The following is a 24,290-nucleotide window of genomic DNA, read 5'->3' as shown; positions in this document are numbered from 1 at the left end:
TTTATCCTAATTTAATAAAAAAATAAATAATTATTCTCCAAAAATATATTATTTATTTTTTAAACATATGATGCCAGTAACACCAGGACCAGCATGTGCACCTATACACACACCAATTTGGAAAAATCTAATTTCCTTAGGTTTCAATTCATCCTCCATAACCTTAGATAATTGTTCTTTTTCCTTAAAATCATCACTATATCCTATATACACAATTTGGTCTGATAAATCATCCCCACAATTTGATTTTATCAATTCCATCATCTTAGAAATTACATTCTTCTTTCCTCTTACTTGAGATATTTGCGAAACTAGCCCATCTTTTATTTCAAGAATAGGCTTTATATTTAATATACTTCCTATTGCTGCCTTAGTAGATGATATTCTTCCTCCCTTTTGTAAATATTCTAGTGTATCCACTGAAAATATAACGAAAGCTTTCTCTTTCAATTCATCTAAAACAGGTAATATTTCATCAATAGACTTTCCTTCACTTGCAAGTTCTCCTGCTTTTATTACAAGCAAACCAGTTCCCATACAAAGCAGGTTAGAATCGTATGTATATATTTTACCTTCTACATCATTTTTTGCCATTACAGCACTTTGATACGTCCCTGTAGCTGTGGCAGAACCTGCTATATAAAGTATTTCTCTACCTTCATTAGTATACTTTTCAAAAACTTCCTTAAATTGGGCATAAGTCGCTTGAGAAGTTTTAGGATATACATTTTCTTCTCTAAGCCTTTTATAAAATTCATCTCCAGATATATCAATTCTATCCTTGTATTCTTTTTCCTCCAATATAACTGTTAATGAAATAATATCTATATCATATTTATCTAACAAATCTTTTGGCACGTCCGATAAACTGTCACAGATTATCTTTAGATTCTTCATTAAGTATGCTCCTTTCTCATTTAGGCTTGTTAAACTACCTCATATTAGGGTATCCTATTTGTCTTAAAGCCTCGTACACTACAATAGCAACTGAATTTGATAAATTTAATGACCTAGCTTTTTCAACATCCAACATAGGTACTCTAATACAAGTATCCATATTTGCTTTCAACAAAGGTTCTTGTAAACCCTTTGTTTCTTTACCAAATACTATAAAACAATTTTCTTCATATTTCACATCTGAATGTGACTGTTTAGCCTTTGTTGTAGAAAAAAAGTATTTACTATTTGGATACTTTTCTTGTAATTCTTCAAAGCTATCGTAATATTGTATATCAGCTATATCCCAATAGTCAAGCCCACATCTTTTTAGATGTTTATCATCCAAAGAAAAACCTAGTGGCTTTACCAAATGTAAAGTTGAACCTGTTGCTGCACAGGTTCTTATTATATTTCCTGTATTTTGAGGTATTTCCGGTTCTACTAATACTATATTTAATGACATTTTTATCCTCCCTAAGTATCGCTATTATTTATTAAATTTTATAAACAGAATAACAATAATATTATACTATTATACATGATAATGTTAATAATAATTTTGATTTCATTATATATAATAGTTTTCTATCTAACATTTTCATAAGTATTATTATATCAGAAAATCCCTCTTGTACAACTTACTTTGTAAAAGTTATTTCATTTCATCAAGTTCTTTATAATAATTACAATCTTCTTTTATTGGGCAATTTTTACATTCTGGATTTCTAGCTTTACACATTCTTCTTCCATGAAAAATTAATACATGATGTGAGTGTGACCATCTCTCTTTTGGTATGGCTTCCATAAGTGCAAACTCTGTTTTTTGAGGATTTGGCTCATCTACTATTCCAATTCTATTGCTAACTCTAAATACATGAGTATCTACTGCTATTGCTGGATGATTAAAAGCATTACTAAGTACAACTCCTGCCGTTTTTCTTCCAACACCTGGTAGCTTTATAAGCTTTTCTAAGCTATCAGGCACCTCACCATCATACAATTCACATAGCTGTTCAGATGTATCCTTTATTTTTTGAGATTTACTTTTGTAAAGACCACAACTCTTTATCTCCTTACTAATTTCTTCAATACTCAAATCAGCAAATTCTCTAGCTGTATTGTACTTTTTAAACAACTCTGAGGTAACTTTATTTACCCTTACATCAGTACATTGTGCTGATAAAATAGTTGCTATTAAAAGTTCAAAGGCTGTCCCATAATTTAACTCACATTTTGCATCTGGGTACAATTTTTCTAACTCGTCTAAAATCTTATTTACATCTTTTTCATTTGCTGAATCATTCTTAATTTTAGACTTACTTTTAGTTTCTTTACTTGGTTTTTGTATAGCCTTACTAGGACTACTATTCTTTGTTTTTTTCTCCTTTTCACCTTTTTTAGTATTTTTTTTACTTATTTTTGTAATTTTTATATCTTCTTCAATATTTCTACTTTTTATATCTTCTTCAATATCTCTAAAATTCTCTATATCTTTCTCGTCAATTGTTTCATCTTTTTTGCCAACCATTTTATCTATTCCTTTTTGAACTTCAACCTTTTCTACATCTTTTTTTTCTATCTCTTCTTTCTCAATTATATCTTTCTTATCTATACCTTTTTTATTTATTTCTTCTTCCACAGTTACATCTTTCTTATCTATAACTTTTTTATTTATTTCTTCTTCCACAGTTACATCTTTTTCATTTATCTCTTTTAGATTTACATTTTTCATAATTATCCCCCTTTAAAATACCAATTTATAAAACTCTATTTATACATAGTTTAGTCATATCAACAAAAAATAAACATCAATATATAAAACATACAAAATAAAAATTAAATTTACGTATATTTCACAAAAAAAGCAAAAACCTATTAAAGTCCTTGCTTTTTATTATACATAAATACCCATTAAATTCTATAATAAACTTATTCTTTTGACATAGTTTGTATCTTGCTGAAAGATATTAATTTTTCTTTTACCAATTTCTTTATCTCTTCAAATTTAACGTCTGTCAATATCTCTATAGCCTCTTCTACTCTTTCAACTGTATATATCTTAAATTTTCCATCTCGCACCGCATCATTAACTTCATCTGATAAAACGAGATTTCTTTGATTTTTCTTAGGAATTATGACACCTTGCTCACCATTTAACCCTTTAGTTTTACATATAGAATAAAATCCTTCTATCTTTTCACTTATTCCACCGACCACTTGTATGTCACCCTTTTGATTTATAGAACCTGTAACAGCAATATTTTGTTTAATTGGTACTCCACTAAGAGACGATAATAACACATACAACTCTGCCGAAGATGCACTATCTCCATCTATTCCACCATAATTTTGTTCAAAACAAACATATGCATTTAGCGACAATAATAAATCCTGTGCAAAGTTCTCAGAAAGATAACCACCTAATATAAGCACTCCTTTGTTATGTATCGAGCCACTCATATTCACTTCTCTTTCTATATTCACTATCCCTTTACTTCCTGGGCTAGTGGTTGCTGTAATCCTTGAAGCCCTACCAAAAGAGTATTCTCCTGTACTTAAGACTGACAGACCATTTATTACTCCAACCTTTTTTCCCTCTGTTTCTATTAGAGTAAATCCGTTTTCAACTGATTCATCCATATGTGTTTCCACTCTATTAATTCTTTTTCTCTTTTCAATTATTGCTTTTTTGACATCACACTGCTCTGTATACTCTGAATTTCTAAACTCTGCATAAGCACTTCCTTCTATTACAACTTCCATTATTTTATTAAACTTAGTTGATAGTTTTTCTAAATCACCAGATAATCTAGTGCTAAATTTAACAACCTCTTCAACTGCTGATTTAGTGAAATGTCTTAAATTATTCTTATCACATTGGGATGCTATAAATCTGGCTATTCCCTCTTCATTATTTTCATTCTTATCCATTTCGCTATCAAAATCTACAAATACTTTAAAATATTTTTCAAAATCTTCATCATATCTATATAAAATATCATATATATAGTGGCTTCCAATCAATACTAACTTAACATCTAATGGCATATTTTCTGGTTTAATTGCTGTCTGTGTCTCTAGTATTACTTTTTTTGTCTGCAAGGTCTTTTTAAGAATTTCCCAAGACATTGTATATTTTAACAGTTGGTCTGCGTAAATCACTAAATAACCACCATTAGCCCTATGAAATGCTCCTGATAATAATTTTGTGAAATCAGTCTTTATATTTCCATTTGCATAATCATATTCTGCTTTTCCAAATAGATTTGCTGGGCTTGGATTTATCTCTACTACGACAGGTGCTGATTCTTTATTTTTTGAACTTCCATTGTCTACAAATAGGTTAATTTTATATTTAATAAAATGCTCTTTATCATACTTATCTTTTAACTCATCTTCATCTAAATAGAACAAATACATATATTCTATTATATCTTTCTTTATATTTTCCAAATAAGCTTGAACTTTGCCATAATTTTCATATTTTTCGCACAATTTCTTAATATGAGGTTCTACTACAAGCTTAGCTATCTCTTCTTCAAGCTCTAACACCGCTTTTTCAGCTATTTCTTCTAAATTTCTAATTTTATATACGACCTGTATCGCCATATTTTCCAGTTCTCTTTTAGCTTTGTAAAACTCTTCATCAGATTCATCACTTTCATCTTCCTCTTCTTTCAACGGGATAAAAACTATTCCCATTTTACTTTGTTTTAATTTAAATCCTTTTTCTTCTCCATACTTCTTTATTTGCTTCAAGAGCATATCTTTTTCTATTTCATATTCGTCCAAAAGTTTATTTTTTTCTATTTCAAAACTTTCACTTTCAAACGCATTTTTAAAATCTTCTAAAAGACTTTCAATTAATTTCTCCATATCTTTCTTAAGTTCTCTTCCAAATCCTTTTTCTAGCTCAACTATAATAGGTTCTCTAGGGTTTTCAAAATTATATATATAGCACCAGTCTTTATGTGTATTTTTTTTGGACGCATATTCATTTAAAACCTTTAATGCATAAGTACTTTTACCAGTTCCAGATTCACCAGCTATATATATGTTATATGCTGGATTATTTATTTTCAAACCTAATTCCATAGCTTCTACAGCTCTTTCTTGACCCAATATACAATCTAGTGGATTTATTTCAGATGTATTATTATATTTCAATATTCCCCCACCTCCCCATATTTAACTTTAATGATATAATATGACTTTTACACGACAAGTGTTAAAGTAAATACACATTAAAGTATATGAAACAGACTCTTATTATTAGTCATTATACTTATCTAAAATTATTTCCATATTTCTCTTTATTATATTTTTCCCTCTCCAACTAAAAGCTCTATCTCCATATCTCCTTTTAAATTCTTTATTTGAAATATTTTGTACTTCATCATAATCCAAATAATCTATTATATTTTCTTTAAATTCCAAAATATGAGTTGTTGGTATTTCAACGTTATGTGGACATACTTCTTGACAAATATCGCATCCAAATACCTTTTTGCCATTCTTTAAAACAGCTTTTTCTTCCTCTGACAAATCTCCTTTTTTTTGAGTTATATATGATAAACATTTCTTGGGATTCATATCATAATTTCCTAATATAGCATTTCCCGGACAATATTTTACACACTTACCACATTTAAAACAACTTTTTTCTAGTGGTTTATCTTCTTCAAACTTATAATTATTTACTATATACCCTATAAATACGTAAGAACCATATTCATCAGTTATGATATTATTATTTATTCCAAAATATCCTATTCCTGATAAATAAGCTAAATACCTGTCAACTAATGGTCCATTATCAGCAAATATCTTGTATTTAAAATCTGTTACTGTTTTAGAAATATAATCACAAATTTGTTGTAAAAAGTCTTTTACTACAATATGATAATCTTTCCCACGACAATATTTTGATAAATTTAAATTTTCATTCTTTTCTTGTCTATTTATATGATATGGAAATGCACACACTATTATAGAATTAGCATCTTCCATTATATTTCTTGGGTTAACTCTGTTCTCAATTATTGGCTCTTCCATACCAGTTAAATAATCTTTTTGCTGTCTGTCCTCAAGTATCTTTTCTAGATTATCATACCTATCTACACCAGCTATTCCTACACATTTTAATCCTATTAGATTACAAAATTCTTTTAATTCCTTATTATTCATAAAATTATTCCTTTTTAGTCTATTTAATCTTTTTTAATCTATTTAACCTTTTTTAATTTATCTAAGCTTTTTACTCTACTTAACCTTTTTTAATCTATCTAACCTTTTTAATCTATATAAGCTTTTTAATCTATCTAATCTAAGTTCTAAAACTTCAAATATTATTAATTATATTTTCACATTCTCTTTATATCTAAAGCAAGAATATTCATTTTTTTATTTTATTTAATATTCCATATTACATCACTGTTTATTATTAAGCGTTTGCTTGACCTATTTTTATTCTCTCCACTAAATTTACATTCACATATCCAGCACATAGAAGATTTTGAAATTTGTAAATAAAACACTCCTCTTATATCACCACACCTAAAGGGAAAGATTTTACAAATAAACTTTGTAAAAACACTTTAAATAAGAATTTGATTTTAAATCATATACAGATTATAATAAATACTGTATAAGGATGGTGAACAATTTGATTAAAATAACAATTCCAGGTAGACCTATTAGTAAATCTAATTTTAAGCTTCATAACATAAATGGTCAAGCATGGATGCCTTCAAAGGGAAAATATTCTAAGTATCTTGCATACGAAAACATGATTGCAGGTTTTATAAACCAACAGTATCAAGGAGAAACTGTCGAAGAAAATCTAATAACAGTCTTAAAATTATTCTTCCCAAATAAGAGAATGGGGGATTTACATAATTATCCAAAGAGTATTTGTGATGGTATTGAAAAAAGTGGAATAATAAAAAATGATAAACAACTTAAACCAGTACTTTTATTTGATTTTATAGATAAGGATAACCCTAGGGTTGAAATTGAGCTTTATCCAGTATCTAAATACAATATATCCTATAATATTTTTGAAAAATAAAGATTTTATGTACCATTTGATACTCTGCTAATATTATAGTACTTGAAACTACACTAATACAATAATAATTATGAACTATACTTACACAAATTTTAAATTTATATGATACTTGTAGCTATGTAAATTTAACACTTATATAATAGCTGTATTAATATAAATTTAATATTTGTATATAAAACCACGTTCATATAAAAAGAAATCGGAGTAAATTTACTACACCGATTTCAACAAATAAAATCTATCCTAGCTTTTCGACAACAGTCTTCAGCATTTCTCTTATAGGAAGTTCATATGGACATCTACTCTCACAAAGCCCACAGTCAATACACTCAGTAGGTTTAACATCCATAACCTCATATTTTTCTTTAGCCCACTCTTCTAATCCATATCTAGTATAATAACCTTCACATAAAAAACTCAATGGTATATTTATTCCTACAGCACAAGGCATACAATATTCACATCTTCTACAGAATTTTTTACCTAAAGAATTTCTTATTTCTTCAATTTCCTTATTATCTTTTTCATCTAGTACAAGATTTTCAAGTACAGCGACATTTTGTCTAATCTGTTCAACACTATCCATACCTGGTATAACTACATCTATATAATCTTTAGATAATATATACTTAATAGCCAATGGAGCATTATCTAAAGCTCCTCCAGCCAGAGGTTTCATTACTATTATTCCAATACCTTTTTCATGAGCTTTTTTAAACACTTCATCTGCTTGCCCTTCAACTATATTGTAAGGAAATTGTATAGTATCAAATTTTCCATCTTCTATAGCTTTTTCTATAGTATTTAAATTATGACTAGTTATACCAATATGTTTTATCTTACCTTGTTCTTTTGCCTCTAAAAGGGCACTATAAGCCATTTTATCTTTAAAAAGATTATCATATTCCTCTTCTTTAACATTATGAAATTGATATAAATCTATAAAATTAGTTTTAAAATTATTTAGACTTATCTCAACATCTCTCTTCATTGAATCATAATCTCTAGACATACTTTTAGTAGCTAAGAAAAATTTATCTCTTTTTCCTTCAATGGCAATTCCAATTGCTTCCTCACTTATCGTATACCCTCTTGCACTGTCAATAAAGTTTATTCCTTGTTTTTCTAACTCATTTATAACTAAGTTAGTATCCTCTTGAGTAATTCTTTGTATTGGAATTCCCCCCAAACCAACTCTCTTTATTTTCATATTAGTATTGCCCAAATTTCTCATATCTTTCCCCACCTAACTTTTAATTAATTTTTTTATATAATATAAATATGTCACTTTTAATTATACAACAAGTTATGAGAATCTTTGCAATATATTTACATATATTCATAATATAATTATATTTTATATCAGTCTGTCATAATATAATCATACTTTATACCCAGTTCATTTGTATACAATTTATATCTTTTCTATCTTTTCAATTTAAATCAGCTTATTTCATTATTGCACCTCCACCCTAATTACATTTAAGGTGGAGTATTTCACCTATTTTTGATAAAATTTTATTTACTAGATAGTATTTCTTTTATCATCTTAAGCTCCCTCTTATGACCTTCATCATCAAAAGGAGTTTCTAAGAAAAATGGTAAGTGCTTTAGACTAGGATGTTCCATAAAATCAATTAATGCTTTTAACCCAATCTTTCCTTCTCCTATAGGAGCATGTCTGTCTTTTTTATCTCCAAATGGCATCATACTATCATTTAGATGAATAGTTTTCAATCTGTCTATACCTATGACCTCATCAAATTCTTCTAAGACCCCATCCAAATCATTCACTATATCATAACCGGCTGAAAAAATATGACATGTATCAAGACATACACCTATTTTTTCTTTATGTTCAATTTTATCTATTATACTTTTTAATTGCTCAAACTTAAAACCTATTTCAGTTCCTTTTCCTGACATAGTTTCAAGAAGTATAGTTATATTTTCATCTCCCTTAATAGCATTGTTCAATCCTTTTACTATCCTATCTATACCAAAATCTACTCCACCACCTACATGACTGCCTGGATGAAAGCACATGTATTCAATTCCTAATGAGTCCATCCTTCTTATATCCTCATCTATCACTCTTGTTGCAAATTCGTATACATCATCCTTTGTACCACCCAAATTCATAGTATATGGAGCATGTGCAAGCAGTGGTGCAAAATTATTTGCTTTTCTAATCTCTTGAAATTTAGCTATATCTTTTTCAGCAAACTCTTTAGCATTTCCTCCTCTTGGATTTCTACTAAAAAATTGAAATGTATTTGCACCAATATATACAGCTGTCTCAGCTGCATTAGCAAATCCTTTTGCTATTGAAAGATGTGTTCCTAATTTAATCATATTAATCTCCTTTTATTTGTACTCAAACTTGTACTCAATTTTAATTTTGAACTACTCCACCTTAAATACCTTAAGTAAACATTTTAAGATGGAGATTCTTCTTTCTTTTAATATACTTCTACAATTAATTTAATTTATATTAATTTTTAATTTTAATGTTTACAATTTAATTATACCCATTTTAATATATTTCAAATATTATGACCTTACATACTTTGTATACATTATCTAAGAACTTTTTAGATAGTGTATACATCTTATATATTATATCTCTCTTACAAATACAACAGGTATAAGGAGGCAAAAAAATAGAGACCAAAAATCATGTGTTTACTCATACCAAAAACTATTTTTTGATTATTAAGTAAATTTTGATGTTCAATCTCTAATCTTATATTTTTAATTAATCCATAATTAATCCATAATTAATGCTCTAACTAGGACATTCTTCCTCAAGTGTAGGAACTACAACCATAGCTATATCATACTTAGAACCTTCACCATTGTGTTGTCTTTTATTTAAAATTTCATCTATCTTTGACTTCATAGCGTCACTAAGTTCAACTAATTCATCATGAGTAAGAGAAATATCATGATAATCAACTATATTTTCATTTTCTAAAACATCTTCTTCTGCTGCCTTATAAAAAACTTCACTCATATTTTCAAATTTTGATATGTACAATTCTTCTTTTTCTTCCCCATTGTCTAAAGAAAAATTAAGTATCCTATTCCCTATAACCACATTTTTTGCACTTGGATAATAGTATTTTTCCACAATCCCCGACTTTATTTTTTCCTCAACTAATTCTAAAATACCAACTTTGTATAACATTTTTATATGGTAGTTTATTTTTGCATGAGGTTCTTCCAATAATTGAGATAATTGTTTTGCTGACAATGGCGATTTGTCAAATGCTTTTAGAATATCTATTCTACGTGGATGCGCAATAGCCTTTATGCACTCCAAATCTCGTAATACCAATACCTCTTTCATTGACCCCTCCTAAAAAATTTATTTAATTCATATTTCTTTACAATTTAATTATATATTAAATTATATGTTGTTGTCAAAAAAATCCTTTCTTAATGTTTTAAAAAATATTTAATTTAATTTTATTTGACAACTCCTCTAAAACTTTAACTCCTGCGACGCTGTTACCTTTTTTGTCAAGCGCAGGTCCATAAACACCAATACCCATGCGTCCCGGCACAGAAGCCATTATACCACCCCCAACTCCAGATTTTGCAGGAATGCCAACTTTAATAGCAAATTCCCCAGAAGCATCATACATTCCACAAGTCATCATAAATGTCTTGACAATCCTAGAAACCATTTCACTCATTAAATGCTCACCATTTTCTATATCTACTCCATAATTTGCAAGATTTATTCCAATTCTCGCTAAATCAATAGAATCTATCTCAATCGAGCATTGTTTAAAATAAAGGTCTAGAACATCTTCTACATTACCTCTAATAAATCCATCACTTTTCAATAAGTAAGCCATAGCTCTGTTTCTATCTCCAGTCATTTTTTCAGACTTATAGACATCATAGTTTATTCCTATATTATCATTTTTTGCTAACTTCCTAAAGAAACTAAGCATTCTTTCTTCTTTTTCTTCCAAACAACTACCATTTATAAGAGAAGTAGTTACTATAGCCCCTGCATTTATCATTGGATTACAGGGTTTTTTTGTGTCATTAATTTCAAGTTTCATTATCGAATTAAATGGGTCTCCACTTGGCTCCATTCCAACATTTGAAAAAACGTCTTCCCAATCATTGTCCATAAGTGCCATAGCAAGAACAATTGGTTTTGAAATACTTTGTATAGTAAACTTTGTGCTACAGTTTCCAGCACTATAAAGATTATTTTCGCTATCTATGATACAAATTCCTAAATCATTTCTTCTAGCGTTTTTTAATTCTGGTATGTAACTAGCGACTTGTCCATAATTAGTATACTTCTTATTAGAACTTATAATTTCTTTTAACAATGTCTCATCTAACGTATTCATATGCACCTCTTATATTATGTTATATATTCTATTTTAGCACAGATTTGTACTATAATAAAACAGTGTTAAAAAAAATTATACTTTAAAACTATTTTCTACAATAATTGATTCATTTTTCAAATATTTTAAATAGATTAATAGTTTAATAATTTAGTAGCATAGTAGTCTAGTAATTTAATAATCTAGTAACCTAAATAATCTAGTGATTTAGTAATTTAGTAACTTAAATTTTTATAACTTCAAAACTTACCAACTTAATATATTTTACTCTTTTACTCTTTTACTCTTTTACTCTTTTACTCTTTTACTCTTTTACTCTTTTAAAAAATTATCACATAAGTTAACAAAAATATTAAATAGAAAAGTAAAATTTAAAATAAAAAGCCTGCTTCATACAAAAGTATAAAACAAGCCTTTTTATATATCAACTCAAACCTTAAAATTTGTATTGATTTAATTCTCCACTTAATACTTAATATTTGCTAATCACACTACTTGCTATATATTTAATCTTCGTAAAATAATCTATAACACATATATTAATCAACTATTTTACTTCCTCCAATAAATTCTCTAAGAATTGAAATACCTGGTATATCAGAAGTATCATCTAGTTCAACAAAATACTGTAAAAACTTTAGTAATCTAGTCGCTTCAATGTGAGCAGGATTATCCTCTTTTATCTCTTCCAATAGAGGCTTCGCAAATCGCTTTAAAACTGCTAGCTCATACACACAAGCAGAATTAAAGATAGCATCTGCCTCTTCTTGATACGGGAATATATTCTTCTTTTCTCCTCTTCTAACTGATGCCCATTGTAAGATAGTATTATCAGCACTATATCCTCTAAAATTATAATCTCTAACAATTCTCCTTATCATTCTCAAATCAGCAGTAGGAATTCTATTATGGTCATCCAAATTTATTTGAGTAAGGGCACTTATGTATATCTTAAATTTATCTTCATCTGGTATAGATGATGTTAAAATAGGATTTAGCCCATGTATACCTTCTAATATAATTGGTTGATTTGAGTCTATCTTTATTTTTTTACCAGTATATTCTCTCATACCTTCTTTGAAATTGAATCTTATATCGTCAATTTCTTCACCAGCTAAAAGTTTCTTTAAGTCCAAGTTAAATCTCTCTAAATCTATAGCATAAATTGATTCAAAATCATAATTTCCATATTCATCTAAAGGGGTATGCTTTCTGTCTATAAAATAGTCATCTAACGAAATCGAAATAGGATTTAAATTATTCACTCTAAGATGTATTGATAATCTGTGAGCAAAACTCGTTTTTCCAGATGAAGATGGAGCTGCTATTAAAATTACTCTCTTATTATTATCTTTTATCATATCTGCTATTTGAGATAATTTCTTTTCATGTAATGCTTCAAATGTTCTTATTATGTCTCCATATTCATTGTTTTCTATTATCTTGTTGAGAGATACTACCTTATCAATTCCCATAAGTCTTGACCATTCTTCTGCTTCATAATATACACTTGATAACTTAGGTTGAGGTACAAATTTCATAGGTTTCGTCTTATCTTCTTCACTATGACCTAGAATTATAACGCCTCCATTGTAAAGTTTAATATCAAATGATTTTATATAGCCAGTTGACGGTAACATATACCCATAAAAATGGTCTATATAGTTCTTACACTTATATACTTTAGCACTATCATACTCTTTGTATTTTAAAAGTTCTGCCTTTTCATACATTTCATTGTTTTCAAATATAGAAATAGCTTCATCTCTCGTAACCTCAATTTTTTCTATAATATAATCGTTGTTCACTATCTCTTTCATCTTGTTTCTTATATTTTCAACATCCACTTCTTTAAGCTTTCTATCTATATGAACTTCACAATATAGCCCATCAGATAGCGAATGTTCTATTGTAACTCTACTATCCCAAAATATTTCTCTACAAGCCATTACAAATACAAATGATATAACTCTAAAGTAAACTCTCTCCCCATCTTCATTAGTAGTATCTAAAAAATTTATCTCACAATCATTCTTCACTCTGCAATTTAGCTCTTTTAATTTATTATCTACAACTGCAAGTGTTATATAACCCTTATGTTCATCACAAAATTCTTTTGCTATATCCCCTAGTCTAATTCCTAAAGAATTTTCTTGTAATGAATATTCCTTATCTTTTCCGTCTATTTTTAAATTTATTTTTTTCACTTCAACATCTCCTTCCTTTTGATGAATATAAATTTTAATTAACGAGGTATATCAACAAGTTAAAGAGAGGTATCTAACCCTCTCCTACAATATTATTCAATTTACTTATAGTATCTTCAATGTCTTCGTAATTTATTTCTAATACTAAATATTCTGCATCTAATTTTAAGACCTCTTTAATCCCCTCTTCAGATAAAATTCCTTTTCCTATACCAACATGTGTATCATTGATACCATCATTATCACTTAAATGTATCAGTCTTATTTTATCCTTTAAGTTCTTTACATAATCATCCTCATCAATTAAACAATGTCCAGTATCGTAACAAAAACAAATCTTAGAATTTTTAATCCTCTTAAATATATATTCAAAATCATAGGATATATTTCCAATATTTGAAAAATCCCCACCTTTTGAATAAGTATTCTCTATACATACATACGAATTTGTATTTAATTTCTCTAAAAAATCCACACTAATTCCTAAATATTTGTCCCTATTCTTTTTAACTCTACTTGTCATGACATATCCCAAATGAAGGTTAAAATACCTTATATCAAACCCTTTTAGTTCAAATTCTATCTTCTCAATAAAATTTATCCAGGAATTTCGTATATACTCTATGTTTTCGCAAGTATTTAACTCCATAGGCAAATGTATCCCTACAGATAATTCTAGCTTAGAAATTCTCTCTTTATATTTACATAAATCGCCACATTCAGATATATTGTCAATTCCAATCTCCAAATGAGTTATTTGCTTTATGTTTTCACAAATGTTTAAAGCCTCCTCAAGATTAAACAATAAGGATGCTATACCAACTGCCATACAAATCACCTACTCAAAAATACCTATATCTGTAAAAGGAAATACCCTTAAAATAACTTTTCCTTTAATATTTTCTTCATCTACTAATCCCACTTCTTTATATCTACTGTCTAAACTAACTTCTCTATTGTCTCCCATCGCAAATACTTTTCCCTTAGGAATCACCATATCTATATCGCCTTCAGTATAATTATCATGTATATATGAAACTTCATTTAATAACTTGCCATTTATATAAACCTTAGAATCCTTAATCTTTAGATGGTCACCAGGTACACCTATAACCCTTTTTACAAGCTCTTTTTTTCTTCCATTCTCTTGTAATAAGTCAGTCTTAAATATCATTATATCTCCACATTTTGGTTCTGATAATTTATATGTCATCCTGTTTGCTACCAAATAGTCATGTGACTTAAGCGTCGGGTACATTGATTCTCCATTTACTAGTGTTGGTTTTATAAAACGGGTTATAATAAATGCAAAAAAAAGTGCAGTAATAATTATTTTTATCCACTCTACAATCTCTTCTTTAATAGTTTCATTCATTCACAAATTCTCCTTTATAGTTATATTATCTTTATTGATAATGCCTCTTAAACATTATCTTTTAGATAAGTCTACTAAATAAGGTGTTGTCTTTTTTATATAGACAACTATTGTGCATGGTCTGGTGATTTCAGTTAATCAGCGATTGCTCCAAATTTTATATGTTTAGTCAATAGTCCCTATATTCGAAAATGGATACAATCTGACTAAAACCTTTCCTAAAACGGCATGCTCGTCGACCAATCCAACCTCATCGTATCTACTATCTAAACTTTTTTCTCTATTATCTCCCATTGCAAATAATTTTCCTTCTGGAACTACAATATCAATATCTCCATCAGTACGATTATCATGTATATAGGAAGTCTCATCTAACAACTTATCATTTACATATACCTTGGAGTCTTGTATTTTTACATGGTCACCAGGAACACCTATAACTCTTTTTACTAAATCTTTTTTCTTTCCATTTTCCTCTGTTAAGTCGGTTTTGAATACTATTATATCTTTGTATTTTGGCTCTCCCACTTTGTACGCAATTCTATTAACTATTAGATAGTCACGTTCAACTAGTGTAGGATACATTGATTCTCCCTTAACTATTGTTGGCACTATAAAACGAGTTATTGCAAATGCCAAAACAAGAGCTATGACAATCACTTTTATCCATTCTACAACTTCTTTTTTAACTGCTTCACCCACTAAAATCGTCTCCTCTGTATTAAATATTAAGTCAATCTACAGCAAAATAATCTACTATAAACTTACAATATAAATATTATACTTCTTTTTTCTACTAGTTTAAAATACTTTTCTAAGACCTTTAGGATAATGATTCTTAATTACACCAGCAGATTCTTTTCCCCAACCTAAAGGTATGCCTTCAACCGAGACCAAAACCCATCCTCTACTCTCACTAGAATTTATAACATCCCCTTTTAAGTATTTAAGAATTGATTCACTCTGTACACTGAAGTTTTCAACATTTTTTACATCTTCAACTTTTAAGTAATGAGATAGTGCATGAGAAGGTTCAAATCTATTCTTCTTTAAAACCCCTAAATGCAAACCGTATCTCAATACTTTTAGTTTTTTCGTATCTGGATATATTTCAGGAAGTAGGTACAAATTTTCTCCTCTTAAATAAAATTTATTTTTTTTATTACTATAAAAATCAACCTTTAAAAATTTCTTTTCAAACTCCCTATAATCCTTTATTTCTTTATCTAAATTTTTTATTTTTAATTCTTTGACATTACACTCTTCTTCTTCTAGTTTTTTTATTTTGGCAACAAAATGACCTTCTCCCTTTATTTTATGAGGCCATAGTCTTTCCATTTCAATAAGTTCTGCATATGGATATTCACCGATAAACTCATTTATAACATGCTCATTTTCTTCTCTTGAGAAGGTACAAGTTGAGTAAATTAAAATACCATCCTTCTTCAACATTTTATATCCATCTCTTATAATTTCTTTTTGAATCGACTGACACTCTAATACCTTTGCATAGCTCCAATCTGATATAGCAACATCATCCTTCCTAAACATACCTTGCCCAGAACAAGGTGCATCTATAATTACCTTATCAAAATACCCATTAAACGTCTTTCTTAAGCTATTAGAATCAGTATTTGTTATAATACAATTTCTAGCTCCAAATCGCTCTAAATTTTCCCCTAGAGCCTTAATTCTACTAGTATTAATTTCATTAGAAACCAACAGACCTGTATTGTTCAGTTTAGACAGTATATATGTAGATTTTCCACCAGGAGCAGCACACATATCGAGAACTTTTTCACCCTCTTTAATATCTGCCTTTGGTATTACACTCATGGCAGAAGGCTCTTGCAAATAGTATGCTCCAGCCTCATGCAGTGGATTTCTACCAGGTCTATCAATTTTATCATCATAATAAAAACCCTCTTCTGCCCATGGTATTTGCTTCAAATCAAATAAATTTAAATCCAAAAGTTTCTTTTTATCAATTTTTAATGTATTTATTCTAAGACCAGTAGTCTTATCTTCATCATAACTTTTTATAAAATCATCATATTCATCTTGTAGTATTTCTTTAATATCTTCTAAAAATTCTTTTGGTAAATTCTCCAAATTTATAATCCCCCTTCAATCTGCTTCGTTCGTTTGTCATTTATTACTTTTAACCATTTATATCTTTTACTCGTTATGTCTTTTGCTTGAACTCTATTTTCTTTTCTTTTTCTTAAGATTACTGAAAAACACTTTTTTAGAGTGATTCATATATTTCTCAAGTTTATCAAGATTTATCTTCCACAAAATTATTACATAAACTATAAGTAATATAATAGCCCATCTATATTCTATCATCAATATGAAATCAAAAACTCCATGTAATAAAATTGGAATTAACACTGCCATAAACAAGTACTCACGTCTTTTATTTTTATTTCCTTCAAATTTATACTTAGAAATATAGTAACCCATAGTAATTGCAAACATTACATGAGCTGGTATAGAAATAACTGCTCTATTAATACCAACTTGCAGTGCTAGATTTCCACTTTCAGAAAAAACATAAACTATATTTTCAACCGTTGCAAATCCTAACGCTAAAAATACAGAGTAAATAATACCATCTAACTTTTCAGTAAAATGCTTTTCTTTAATTAGTGCAGGAATTAGTATCAGAGCTTTTACACCTTCTTCTACAAGCCCTGCAACTATAAATGATACATATATTAATTCCGAATATCCTTCAAATACATTAAATTTCATAAGTAAATTTTCTAAAAGTATGATTATAACACTTAAAAAAGCACCTATTAAAAAAAATTTAATTAAATGAATTAGAGGTTCTCTACAATATCTATCTTTAGACCTTATCCAAAACATACCTATCAATATAGGAACTATTGCCAATAAAAATAAATCCAGCTTCATAGATTATTTTCCTTTCAAAATTTTAATTCACTTCTGATTTATATCATCTACTTATTTTTAGCTTATTCGTGTTTAAATACACACTAAAATATACATTAAATTATCCAAGGTCAAATATACTAAAATGCTCAAAAAATTTAAATTTATATCTATATTATTTAACAAATCCCACGCTATATTCATATCTTGAAATATAAGGGAACTAAATTCATTTAAAGAAAGGGTGATTTGATGCAAGATGGTTTTTTAACAGTAAGTATAATTGATGCTACTACCAATAGACCTATTCAAAATGCAACAGTAAACATATATTCAATGTCTAATGGTATCCAAAGCTCATCAACTTTATATCAAAACCTAATAAGTAACGAATCTGGTCAAGTGACTGGATTAGTATTACCAGCACCGGATGTGCAGTACTCTCTACAGCCATCTGATGTTAGACCTTATAGTCAGTATATAGTAGAAGCCATAGCAGATGGATATGAGACAGTTGTCATAGAGGGAACACAGTTGTTAGCTACAATTGAAGCAAGACAAGGAGTTCCCATGTCACCTAGAACAAGAAGTAAACGTTCTTTTTCAAGACAAAATGAGTTGATTTTTGACATAGGAGAACATACTTTATTTGGTACTTATCCTCCTAAGATTCCAGAAAGTAACTTAAAACCAGTACCACCTCCTACTGGTTTCGTTGTATTAGATAACCCTGTAGTACCTGAATTTATAGTAGTTCATGATGGTTTACCAGAAGATTCATCAGCTCCAAACTATTGGATTCCGTTTAAAGAGTACATCAAAAACATAGCATCATCTGAAATATATTCAACTTGGCCTGAACAGACAATCTATGCAAATGTAATAGCTATAATATCATTTACTTTAAATAGGGTCTTCACTGAGTGGTATAGAAATAAAGGATATAATTTCACAATAACCTCATCAACAGCATACGACCATAAATTTATAAATAATAGAAACTTATTTGAACCAATCAATGTAGTTGTAGATGCTATATTCAATACGTTCATAAAAAGACCTCCTACAGCAAGACAGCCACTATTAGCACAATACTGTGATGGTCAGAAGTCTCAATGCCCTGACCAAATGACTCAATGGGGCAGTAAAGATTTAGGTGACCAGGGATACGATTATGAAAGTATACTAAGATTTTTCTATGGAGATGAGATAGTATTTGAAAGAGCTCCCATAGTAAGTGGTGTTCCTGTATCATTCCCTGGTACTACACTACAAGTTGGTTCTTCTGGACAGTATGTTAGAACCATACAAAATCAGTTAAATGCCATATCCAACTCTTATCCAGCTGTTCCAAAGGTTAGAGAAGATGGTATATTTGGAACAGACACAGAAAATGCTGTTAGGATATTCCAAGGTATCTTTGGTTTACCTCGAAGTGGAGTAGTAGATTTTAAAACATGGTATGAAATATCTAGAATTTATGTAGCTACAACTAGAATAGCTTCTTTAAATCCTTTAATTTAAAGCTCGTTTTAGACTATAACAAACTATTAACTAAAATCATTAATTCAAAATAAAAATGGCTGTTATGAACTAATATATACCATAAGTATTTTTACTTATGAGTGTTGTAAGTCCTAACAGCCATTTTTTGTAGTTATAACTTATTGTTTTAGAACCTTAAAAAGATAGGTTAGCAATTTAGATTTATTTAAAATCTTATCTTTATTTTTAAGTTTAAAAACACTACTTTAATGAAAATGTTACTTTTTATTTAAAATATTACTTACCATTTAAAATATTACTTATTATTTAAAATATTGCTTACCATTTAAAATACTACTTATATTATTTTTAATAAAAAAATAATGTTAACATTTCTTAACATACATTAAAAAATGTTAACATTATAAATTGGGTTTAATACTTTTACTTTGACTCGATTTACTTTTATTCTACTTCTTACTTCCTTCTTTAACTTAGACTTTACTTTTTTATTACTTATTTGAGTCTTATTTATTTAATTCTCACTCTATATGTTAAATTACATTTGTCTAAGTTTTTAATACTCTTCTTACTTAATTTTAACAAGCTTAAGTGTTATTTGAGTAGTACAGTTGATAATTATTTAAATAATCATCAACTGTACGCTTGTATCATCACAGTAGCTTAATGTATTTAATCATACCTACTTAGGATTTTAAGATATCTTAGAGATTATATTTAACACTAGTCAATTGCTACATAATTATAAGCAATTGAAAGTTGAGACCCATCTTCATTTTCTATAACGATAGGCTTCATAATTTTTAATCCTTCAGTTTTTATCTTTTCTAATTCTTGTTCCATTCTCTTAATTGTTTTTTCAATATCTTTTTTACTTACATCTTTAACTGCATTAGGATTTTTAGCATAGTCTTTTAATTCTTGAATATGCTTAGCATACTCTTCATAAGTATAATGCTCCACTCCATATTTTTCTAATTCAGCAGGGTCAGTTACTCCTGATTTTACTAGAGATTGAAGCTTAGGTAAGGTAATATTAGAGGAATCATTTCCATTTGCAAATACTGCTTTAGTTCCTCCTAGCACCATAGCAGATACCATCATTGTACTTATAAGGGATTTTTTTATCTTCATAACCAGTCTTCCTTTCTTAGAGATTTATTTTGGTACTGTAGTCGGCAATGACTATTGCAATAGTTATTAACTACTTCTTTAGACTACCATGATAGTCACTTTTATGTCAAGTATTTTTATAAAATTTTTCAATAAAAAATACTATCTCAAAATAAATTTAATTATTTTGAGATAGTATTTTACTTTTAAATCCTTTGTATTGCTAGGATTTACGGTTCCTTTATAGACGTTCTATATTGTACTTTATTGACTGACAAAAAATCTCCTTTTCTTGATATAACTAAAACATTCTCATCGTAACCACTTTTCTGAACTGAATATTCTTCTGAACTAATATAAGAATAACTTTTAGATGTTTTTGATATACTAGAAGAAATCTCTACATCTCTTGCTGACGTATAAAGAAAAGCATATGAATCTACCTTTTGAGAATATAAATCAAAGGATTCAACTTCATTAATTTCTTTATTCCCTGTTGCAAAAACAAGGCTTGTTCCACAGATTAATACAGTTGAAACTAAAAAAGTAACATAAGTTGACTTTTTAAACTTCATAACATTAACTATTCTCTCTTCTATTTTTGTCTTTCCAAATCCACTGTACATTGACATTGAAAATGGATTATTCTCCTCTGCTAGACTTATCAGTGTAGTTGCATAATCAGCTCTATATTCTTCACCAATTATATTTATAACCTTTTCATCACAACTAAATTCTATATCTTTATTTAGTAAAAAAAACATCACCCAAACTAAGGGATTAAACCAATGAATAGCAAGAGCTACAATCATGAACAACTTCAACATATTATCAAAGCTGTTAATATGAACCATTTCGTGAGTCAAAACGAAGTCTAAAGTTTGATTATTAGCATAGTCCATCTTCTTTGGCAAAATAATTCGTGGTTTTAAAATACCAGATGTAAGCGGTGTCCTAGTAAATTCAGATATGCAAACAATAAGTCTTCTAAAACAGCTATTCTCACATATCCACTTTTCAACAAATTCATGATTTTTTATATGAATCGAGGTTTTAAAAAGATTAATTATTTTAATATATCTAAAGCATAAAAGTATACTAAACATAATAGTAACTATAAAAGACAAAATGCCCAACATTTCCAATATCATAATATTTTCAATACTAGACATTATTTCAAACTTGTCAGAATTGTTCTTACCTATAGAGTCACTAGCTTTTTTAAGAGTATAATTTTCAGTCGATTCAATTATACTATAAATACTAAAACCAGAACTTAAACTTACTGGTACTAGAAGTTTAAATAAGACAATCAACCACAACAATACAAACACCTTTTTAGGTAATTTTTTAAATAAACATGCCCTTATAAAAATAACAATTAAAAGTAATACTCCAGAAGTAAAACTCATTTCTAACAATTTAATGAACATAAATCTTACCTCACTTTAATTCTTCGACAATCTGTTTAAGTTTTGTAATCTCATCACTTGAAAGATTTTCTTTATTAATAAAAGCTGAAAGGAATTTTTCTGAAGACCCTCCAAACATTTTATTAATTAGTGTTTCTGTTTCCTGTTTTTGTACTTCTTCTTTGCTTATTAAAGCTTTACAAACAAAATTCGGTTCAATTCTCTCTACTGCACCTTTTGACACTAATTTTTTTATAACTGTATACGTAGTATTTCTATTCCATCCTGTTTCTTCTTTTAAAATTTTAACTAACTCCCCAGCTTTACTTTCTCCTCTCTCCCATAGAACCTCCATTACTTTGAGTTCTGAATCAAATAACTTTATCTCCATATAAAATCGCTCCTCAAATATAATTATCACAATAGTCATTACTACAATTAAAAACTATCATAGTAGTCTATATTATGTCAATCATTTATTTTTTAATAACATTTTTAATAACAAAAACTGTCTTTTTTAAAAAATTCTTATAAAAGACAGTTTTATTAACGTTATATTTTAATGTTTAATTAAAGCTATATTTTATCTAAGTGTAGAACTATCTTAATACATAGAATAAGATTTTTCTTTATCTAACAATACATCCTCTACATCTGGATTTTCTTTTAACAAATGTCTATAAAAATTACAGTTAGTAACTCCTACATATGGAACTAACCATAATAGACCTATACCCAATGTAAATATTGCCAATATATACCATCCTATGAAGCTAAGATTTAGTACAAATAATTTAAGTACATTTCCTTTCATCATATCTAAACTAGCACCCATTGCTTTAAATACACCCATGTTATCTTTATCTTCACAAATCAAAAAAGCAGCTTGAGAAACATATAATAGCAATATATAAACTGGTATCATAAGAACAAGTATTATAATAACTAGAGTTATTCCAGTAGAAATAATAGTTCCTATTCCAACACTATCACTTGATATATATTCAATTGCTCCACTAGTAAGTAAAACTCCAAATGATAAAAATGCTCCTATAATTGTGATTATAAAAGAATATATATAAACAGCAATTGATTCTAATACATAATACCCAAAACTTCTTAAATAAATTCTTCCATTTACAAAGATATCTCCTATCTTTACTTTTTCGTCTTTAGTAATTTTCAAAAACATACATGTAAATCCTGCTGCAAAGCAAAAAGCTATAACAGCTACTACAATAGTAGTTAAAGGTTCAAAAGGCAATCCTACAATCGATATTAGCACTATCAATGCAATATATACTGCCAAAGTAATTGCACATATACCCCAGTTTCCAGACAATTGAGCTTTAGATACTCTTTTTAATTCTTGCCTTGATACCATAAAAAACACCCCTTTCATTTTATAAAAAAACTTAAAAAAATACATAAATAAAATTTTAACGTATAATATAATATTAATATATCATATTTTCGACTATATAACACACAATTATTCACCATGTTTTATCAAGATATATCATAATTGTATTTACAGTTTTATATAGTCATTATTGACAAGTATATCAAATGAATTTGATTTATTGTACAATAAACAATAAGATAAATTATACTAAATATGCTTTATTTAGTATAATAAACTATCTTCCAAACATTTTATTATATGTTTAAAAAATAGTTTTTGTGTCTTTAAAATAAATTAATTTGTATATATTCCTTCACATAGTTTTTGCATATTTCCAGGCGGTTGCCATTTACCCTCTTTTTTCGTATATGTAATCAAAGTTATAACTTCTTTAGTCGGCTTCTTATTGTAAATATCTATAATTATTTTTGCCATATCATCTTGAACTTCTTTTTCTGATTTGTTGTAATTTTTTTCATCAGTTACATATGATTTTACTAAATAATTCGCTTTAGACATTATTTTTCTAGTATCCAATGCTTTACTTACAACCTTCAAAGTTATCTTATCTTTGCTAGAAGACTCTACTGTTACTGTCTTTTCAACACCTTGAATTAACTTAACAATTACATTATATATCTTTTCGGCATTTTCTTTACCATAAAGAGGTGTTAATTGTTCAACCATTGAAACCTTATCCTTGTCATTGTAATTTTGAATTTGTTTATATTCAGCTTCTGTTAAGGCATCAGAAATACCCTTTTCGTCGTATTTATACATTTCTAACGCAGCCAAATTAGCTTCAAAATTTGATTTTACTTTATCTTTTGCATTAGAACACCCTATACTTAGAACTAAAACTAGAACCATAATTGAAGATAATATCAACTTTTTTACCATTTTCACGTAAATATCCTCCCTTAGTTAATTAATATAATGGAAAAATGAACCCTCATTTCTAGATAATTAAGCTTTGGATACTT

22 protein-coding genes are annotated in these 24,290 nt (G+C 28.2%); 2 read left to right on the top strand and 20 right to left on the bottom strand.

Annotated elements, in window-relative coordinates:
* Positions 1–48: 48 nt before the first annotated feature.
* The 5 genes from JJC02_02945 to queG form a co-directional block, all read right to left on the bottom strand.
* Positions 49–897, bottom strand: coding sequence for a DegV family protein (locus JJC02_02945; protein ID UDN55165.1), 849 nt, complete (start codon positions 895–897; stop codon positions 49–51).
* Between the two features lie 34 nt (positions 898–931).
* Entirely contained in the window at positions 932–1,402 is a 471-nt protein-coding gene (gene trmL, locus JJC02_02940) for a tRNA (uridine(34)/cytosine(34)/5-carboxymethylaminomethyluridine(34)-2'-O)-methyltransferase TrmL (GenBank protein ID UDN55164.1), read from the bottom strand.
* A gap of 189 nt (positions 1,403–1,591) precedes the next feature.
* A complete protein-coding gene (gene nth / locus JJC02_02935; protein UDN55163.1) occupies positions 1,592–2,671 on the bottom strand; it encodes an endonuclease III in 1,080 nt (359 codons plus the stop codon).
* 197 nt (positions 2,672–2,868) lie between these two features.
* On the bottom strand, positions 2,869–5,106 hold the full coding sequence (locus JJC02_02930; protein UDN55162.1) for an AAA family ATPase: 2,238 nt from the start codon (positions 5,104–5,106) through the stop codon (positions 2,869–2,871).
* A 105-nt stretch (positions 5,107–5,211) separates the two neighbouring features.
* On the bottom strand, positions 5,212–6,126 hold the full coding sequence (queG, locus tag JJC02_02925) for a tRNA epoxyqueuosine(34) reductase QueG (protein ID UDN55161.1): 915 nt from the start codon (positions 6,124–6,126) through the stop codon (positions 5,212–5,214).
* A gap of 478 nt (positions 6,127–6,604) precedes the next feature.
* Here queG and JJC02_02920 point away from each other — a divergent pair, with 478 nt between their 5' ends.
* Positions 6,605–7,009 carry a RusA family crossover junction endodeoxyribonuclease gene (locus tag JJC02_02920; GenBank protein ID UDN55160.1) on the top strand — a complete coding sequence of 135 codons (405 nt, stop codon included), beginning with the start codon at positions 6,605–6,607 and terminating at the stop codon, positions 7,007–7,009.
* Positions 7,010–7,247: 238 nt separating this feature from the next.
* On the opposite strand, the gene JJC02_02915 is transcribed toward JJC02_02920, so the two are convergent.
* From JJC02_02915 to JJC02_02870, 10 genes are all read right to left on the bottom strand, one after another.
* The gene (locus JJC02_02915) at positions 7,248–8,243 is read right to left on the bottom strand and encodes an aldo/keto reductase (protein UDN55159.1); all 996 of its coding nucleotides are present in this window, start codon (positions 8,241–8,243) and stop codon (positions 7,248–7,250) included.
* A 284-nt stretch (positions 8,244–8,527) separates the two neighbouring features.
* Positions 8,528–9,364 carry a deoxyribonuclease IV gene (locus JJC02_02910; GenBank protein UDN55158.1) on the bottom strand — a complete coding sequence of 279 codons (837 nt, stop codon included), beginning with the start codon at positions 9,362–9,364 and terminating at the stop codon, positions 8,528–8,530.
* Between the two features lie 433 nt (positions 9,365–9,797).
* Positions 9,798–10,361, bottom strand: a complete 564-nt coding sequence (locus JJC02_02905; GenBank protein UDN55157.1) for a helix-turn-helix transcriptional regulator — start codon at positions 10,359–10,361, stop codon at positions 9,798–9,800.
* A gap of 97 nt (positions 10,362–10,458) precedes the next feature.
* Positions 10,459–11,388 (bottom strand): glutaminase A, encoded by a 930-nt coding sequence (gene glsA / locus JJC02_02900; protein UDN55156.1) that lies wholly within the window; start codon positions 11,386–11,388, stop codon positions 10,459–10,461.
* Between the two features lie 539 nt (positions 11,389–11,927).
* Entirely contained in the window at positions 11,928–13,595 is a 1,668-nt protein-coding gene (locus JJC02_02895; protein ID UDN55155.1) for a nucleoside kinase, read from the bottom strand.
* A gap of 73 nt (positions 13,596–13,668) precedes the next feature.
* A complete protein-coding gene (locus JJC02_02890; protein ID UDN55154.1) occupies positions 13,669–14,424 on the bottom strand; it encodes a TIM barrel protein in 756 nt (251 codons plus the stop codon).
* Positions 14,425–14,433: 9 nt separating this feature from the next.
* Positions 14,434–14,970, bottom strand: a complete 537-nt coding sequence (gene lepB, locus JJC02_02885) for a signal peptidase I (GenBank protein UDN55153.1) — start codon at positions 14,968–14,970, stop codon at positions 14,434–14,436.
* 165 nt (positions 14,971–15,135) lie between these two features.
* Positions 15,136–15,672 (bottom strand): signal peptidase I, encoded by a 537-nt coding sequence (gene lepB / locus JJC02_02880; GenBank protein ID UDN55152.1) that lies wholly within the window; start codon positions 15,670–15,672, stop codon positions 15,136–15,138.
* Between the two features lie 99 nt (positions 15,673–15,771).
* Positions 15,772–17,082, bottom strand: coding sequence for an RsmB/NOP family class I SAM-dependent RNA methyltransferase (locus JJC02_02875; GenBank protein UDN55151.1), 1,311 nt, complete (start codon positions 17,080–17,082; stop codon positions 15,772–15,774).
* A gap of 93 nt (positions 17,083–17,175) precedes the next feature.
* On the bottom strand, positions 17,176–17,892 hold the full coding sequence (locus tag JJC02_02870) for a PrsW family intramembrane metalloprotease (protein ID UDN55150.1): 717 nt from the start codon (positions 17,890–17,892) through the stop codon (positions 17,176–17,178).
* Positions 17,893–18,123: 231 nt separating this feature from the next.
* On the opposite strand from JJC02_02870, the gene sleC reads away from it, so the two are divergent.
* Positions 18,124–19,395, top strand: coding sequence for a spore cortex-lytic protein SleC (gene sleC / locus JJC02_02865; protein UDN55149.1), 1,272 nt, complete (start codon positions 18,124–18,126; stop codon positions 19,393–19,395).
* Positions 19,396–20,100: 705 nt separating this feature from the next.
* Here the strand turns inward: sleC and JJC02_02860 are convergent.
* The 5 genes from JJC02_02860 to JJC02_02840 form a co-directional block, all read right to left on the bottom strand.
* A complete protein-coding gene (locus tag JJC02_02860) occupies positions 20,101–20,511 on the bottom strand; it encodes a hypothetical protein (GenBank protein ID UDN55148.1) in 411 nt (136 codons plus the stop codon).
* A 209-nt stretch (positions 20,512–20,720) separates the two neighbouring features.
* Positions 20,721–21,923 (bottom strand): M56 family metallopeptidase, encoded by a 1,203-nt coding sequence (locus JJC02_02855; GenBank protein ID UDN55147.1) that lies wholly within the window; start codon positions 21,921–21,923, stop codon positions 20,721–20,723.
* Between the two features lie 10 nt (positions 21,924–21,933).
* Positions 21,934–22,293, bottom strand: coding sequence for a BlaI/MecI/CopY family transcriptional regulator (locus JJC02_02850; GenBank protein UDN55146.1), 360 nt, complete (start codon positions 22,291–22,293; stop codon positions 21,934–21,936).
* A 213-nt stretch (positions 22,294–22,506) separates the two neighbouring features.
* On the bottom strand, positions 22,507–23,286 hold the full coding sequence (locus JJC02_02845) for a DUF975 family protein (GenBank protein UDN55145.1): 780 nt from the start codon (positions 23,284–23,286) through the stop codon (positions 22,507–22,509).
* Between the two features lie 315 nt (positions 23,287–23,601).
* Positions 23,602–24,213 carry a hypothetical protein gene (locus tag JJC02_02840; protein UDN55144.1) on the bottom strand — a complete coding sequence of 204 codons (612 nt, stop codon included), beginning with the start codon at positions 24,211–24,213 and terminating at the stop codon, positions 23,602–23,604.
* Positions 24,214–24,290 lie beyond the last annotated feature (77 nt).

The organism is Clostridioides sp. ES-S-0054-01, assembly GCA_021561035.1.
GTDB lineage: Bacteria > Bacillota > Clostridia > Peptostreptococcales > Peptostreptococcaceae > Clostridioides.
This window is presented reverse-complemented; position numbering and strand designations above follow the sequence as displayed.

Excerpts from the sequence above, each read along its gene's own strand:
- JJC02_02945 (UDN55165.1), bottom strand. The coding sequence starts at position 897 with ATGAAGAATCTAAAGATAATCTGTGACAGTTTATCGGACGTGCCAAAA.
- trmL (UDN55164.1), bottom strand. The coding sequence starts at position 1,402 with ATGTCATTAAATATAGTATTAGTAGAACCGGAAATACCTCAAAATACA.
- nth (UDN55163.1), bottom strand. The coding sequence starts at position 2,671 with ATGAAAAATGTAAATCTAAAAGAGATAAATGAAAAAGATGTAACTGTG.
- queG (UDN55161.1), bottom strand. The coding sequence starts at position 6,126 with ATGAATAATAAGGAATTAAAAGAATTTTGTAATCTAATAGGATTAAAA.
- JJC02_02915 (UDN55159.1), bottom strand. The coding sequence starts at position 8,243 with ATGAGAAATTTGGGCAATACTAATATGAAAATAAAGAGAGTTGGTTTG.
- JJC02_02910 (UDN55158.1), bottom strand. The coding sequence starts at position 9,364 with ATGATTAAATTAGGAACACATCTTTCAATAGCAAAAGGATTTGCTAAT.
- JJC02_02905 (UDN55157.1), bottom strand. The coding sequence starts at position 10,361 with ATGAAAGAGGTATTGGTATTACGAGATTTGGAGTGCATAAAGGCTATT.
- glsA (UDN55156.1), bottom strand. The coding sequence starts at position 11,388 with ATGAATACGTTAGATGAGACATTGTTAAAAGAAATTATAAGTTCTAAT.
- JJC02_02890 (UDN55154.1), bottom strand. The coding sequence starts at position 14,424 with ATGGCAGTTGGTATAGCATCCTTATTGTTTAATCTTGAGGAGGCTTTA.
- lepB (UDN55153.1), bottom strand. The coding sequence starts at position 14,970 with ATGAATGAAACTATTAAAGAAGAGATTGTAGAGTGGATAAAAATAATT.
- JJC02_02870 (UDN55150.1), bottom strand. The coding sequence starts at position 17,892 with ATGAAGCTGGATTTATTTTTATTGGCAATAGTTCCTATATTGATAGGT.
- sleC (UDN55149.1), top strand. The coding sequence starts at position 18,124 with ATGCAAGATGGTTTTTTAACAGTAAGTATAATTGATGCTACTACCAAT.
- JJC02_02860 (UDN55148.1), bottom strand. The coding sequence starts at position 20,511 with ATGAAGATAAAAAAATCCCTTATAAGTACAATGATGGTATCTGCTATG.
- JJC02_02855 (UDN55147.1), bottom strand. The coding sequence starts at position 21,923 with ATGTTCATTAAATTGTTAGAAATGAGTTTTACTTCTGGAGTATTACTT.
- JJC02_02850 (UDN55146.1), bottom strand. The coding sequence starts at position 22,293 with ATGGAGATAAAGTTATTTGATTCAGAACTCAAAGTAATGGAGGTTCTA.
- JJC02_02845 (UDN55145.1), bottom strand. The coding sequence starts at position 23,286 with ATGGTATCAAGGCAAGAATTAAAAAGAGTATCTAAAGCTCAATTGTCT.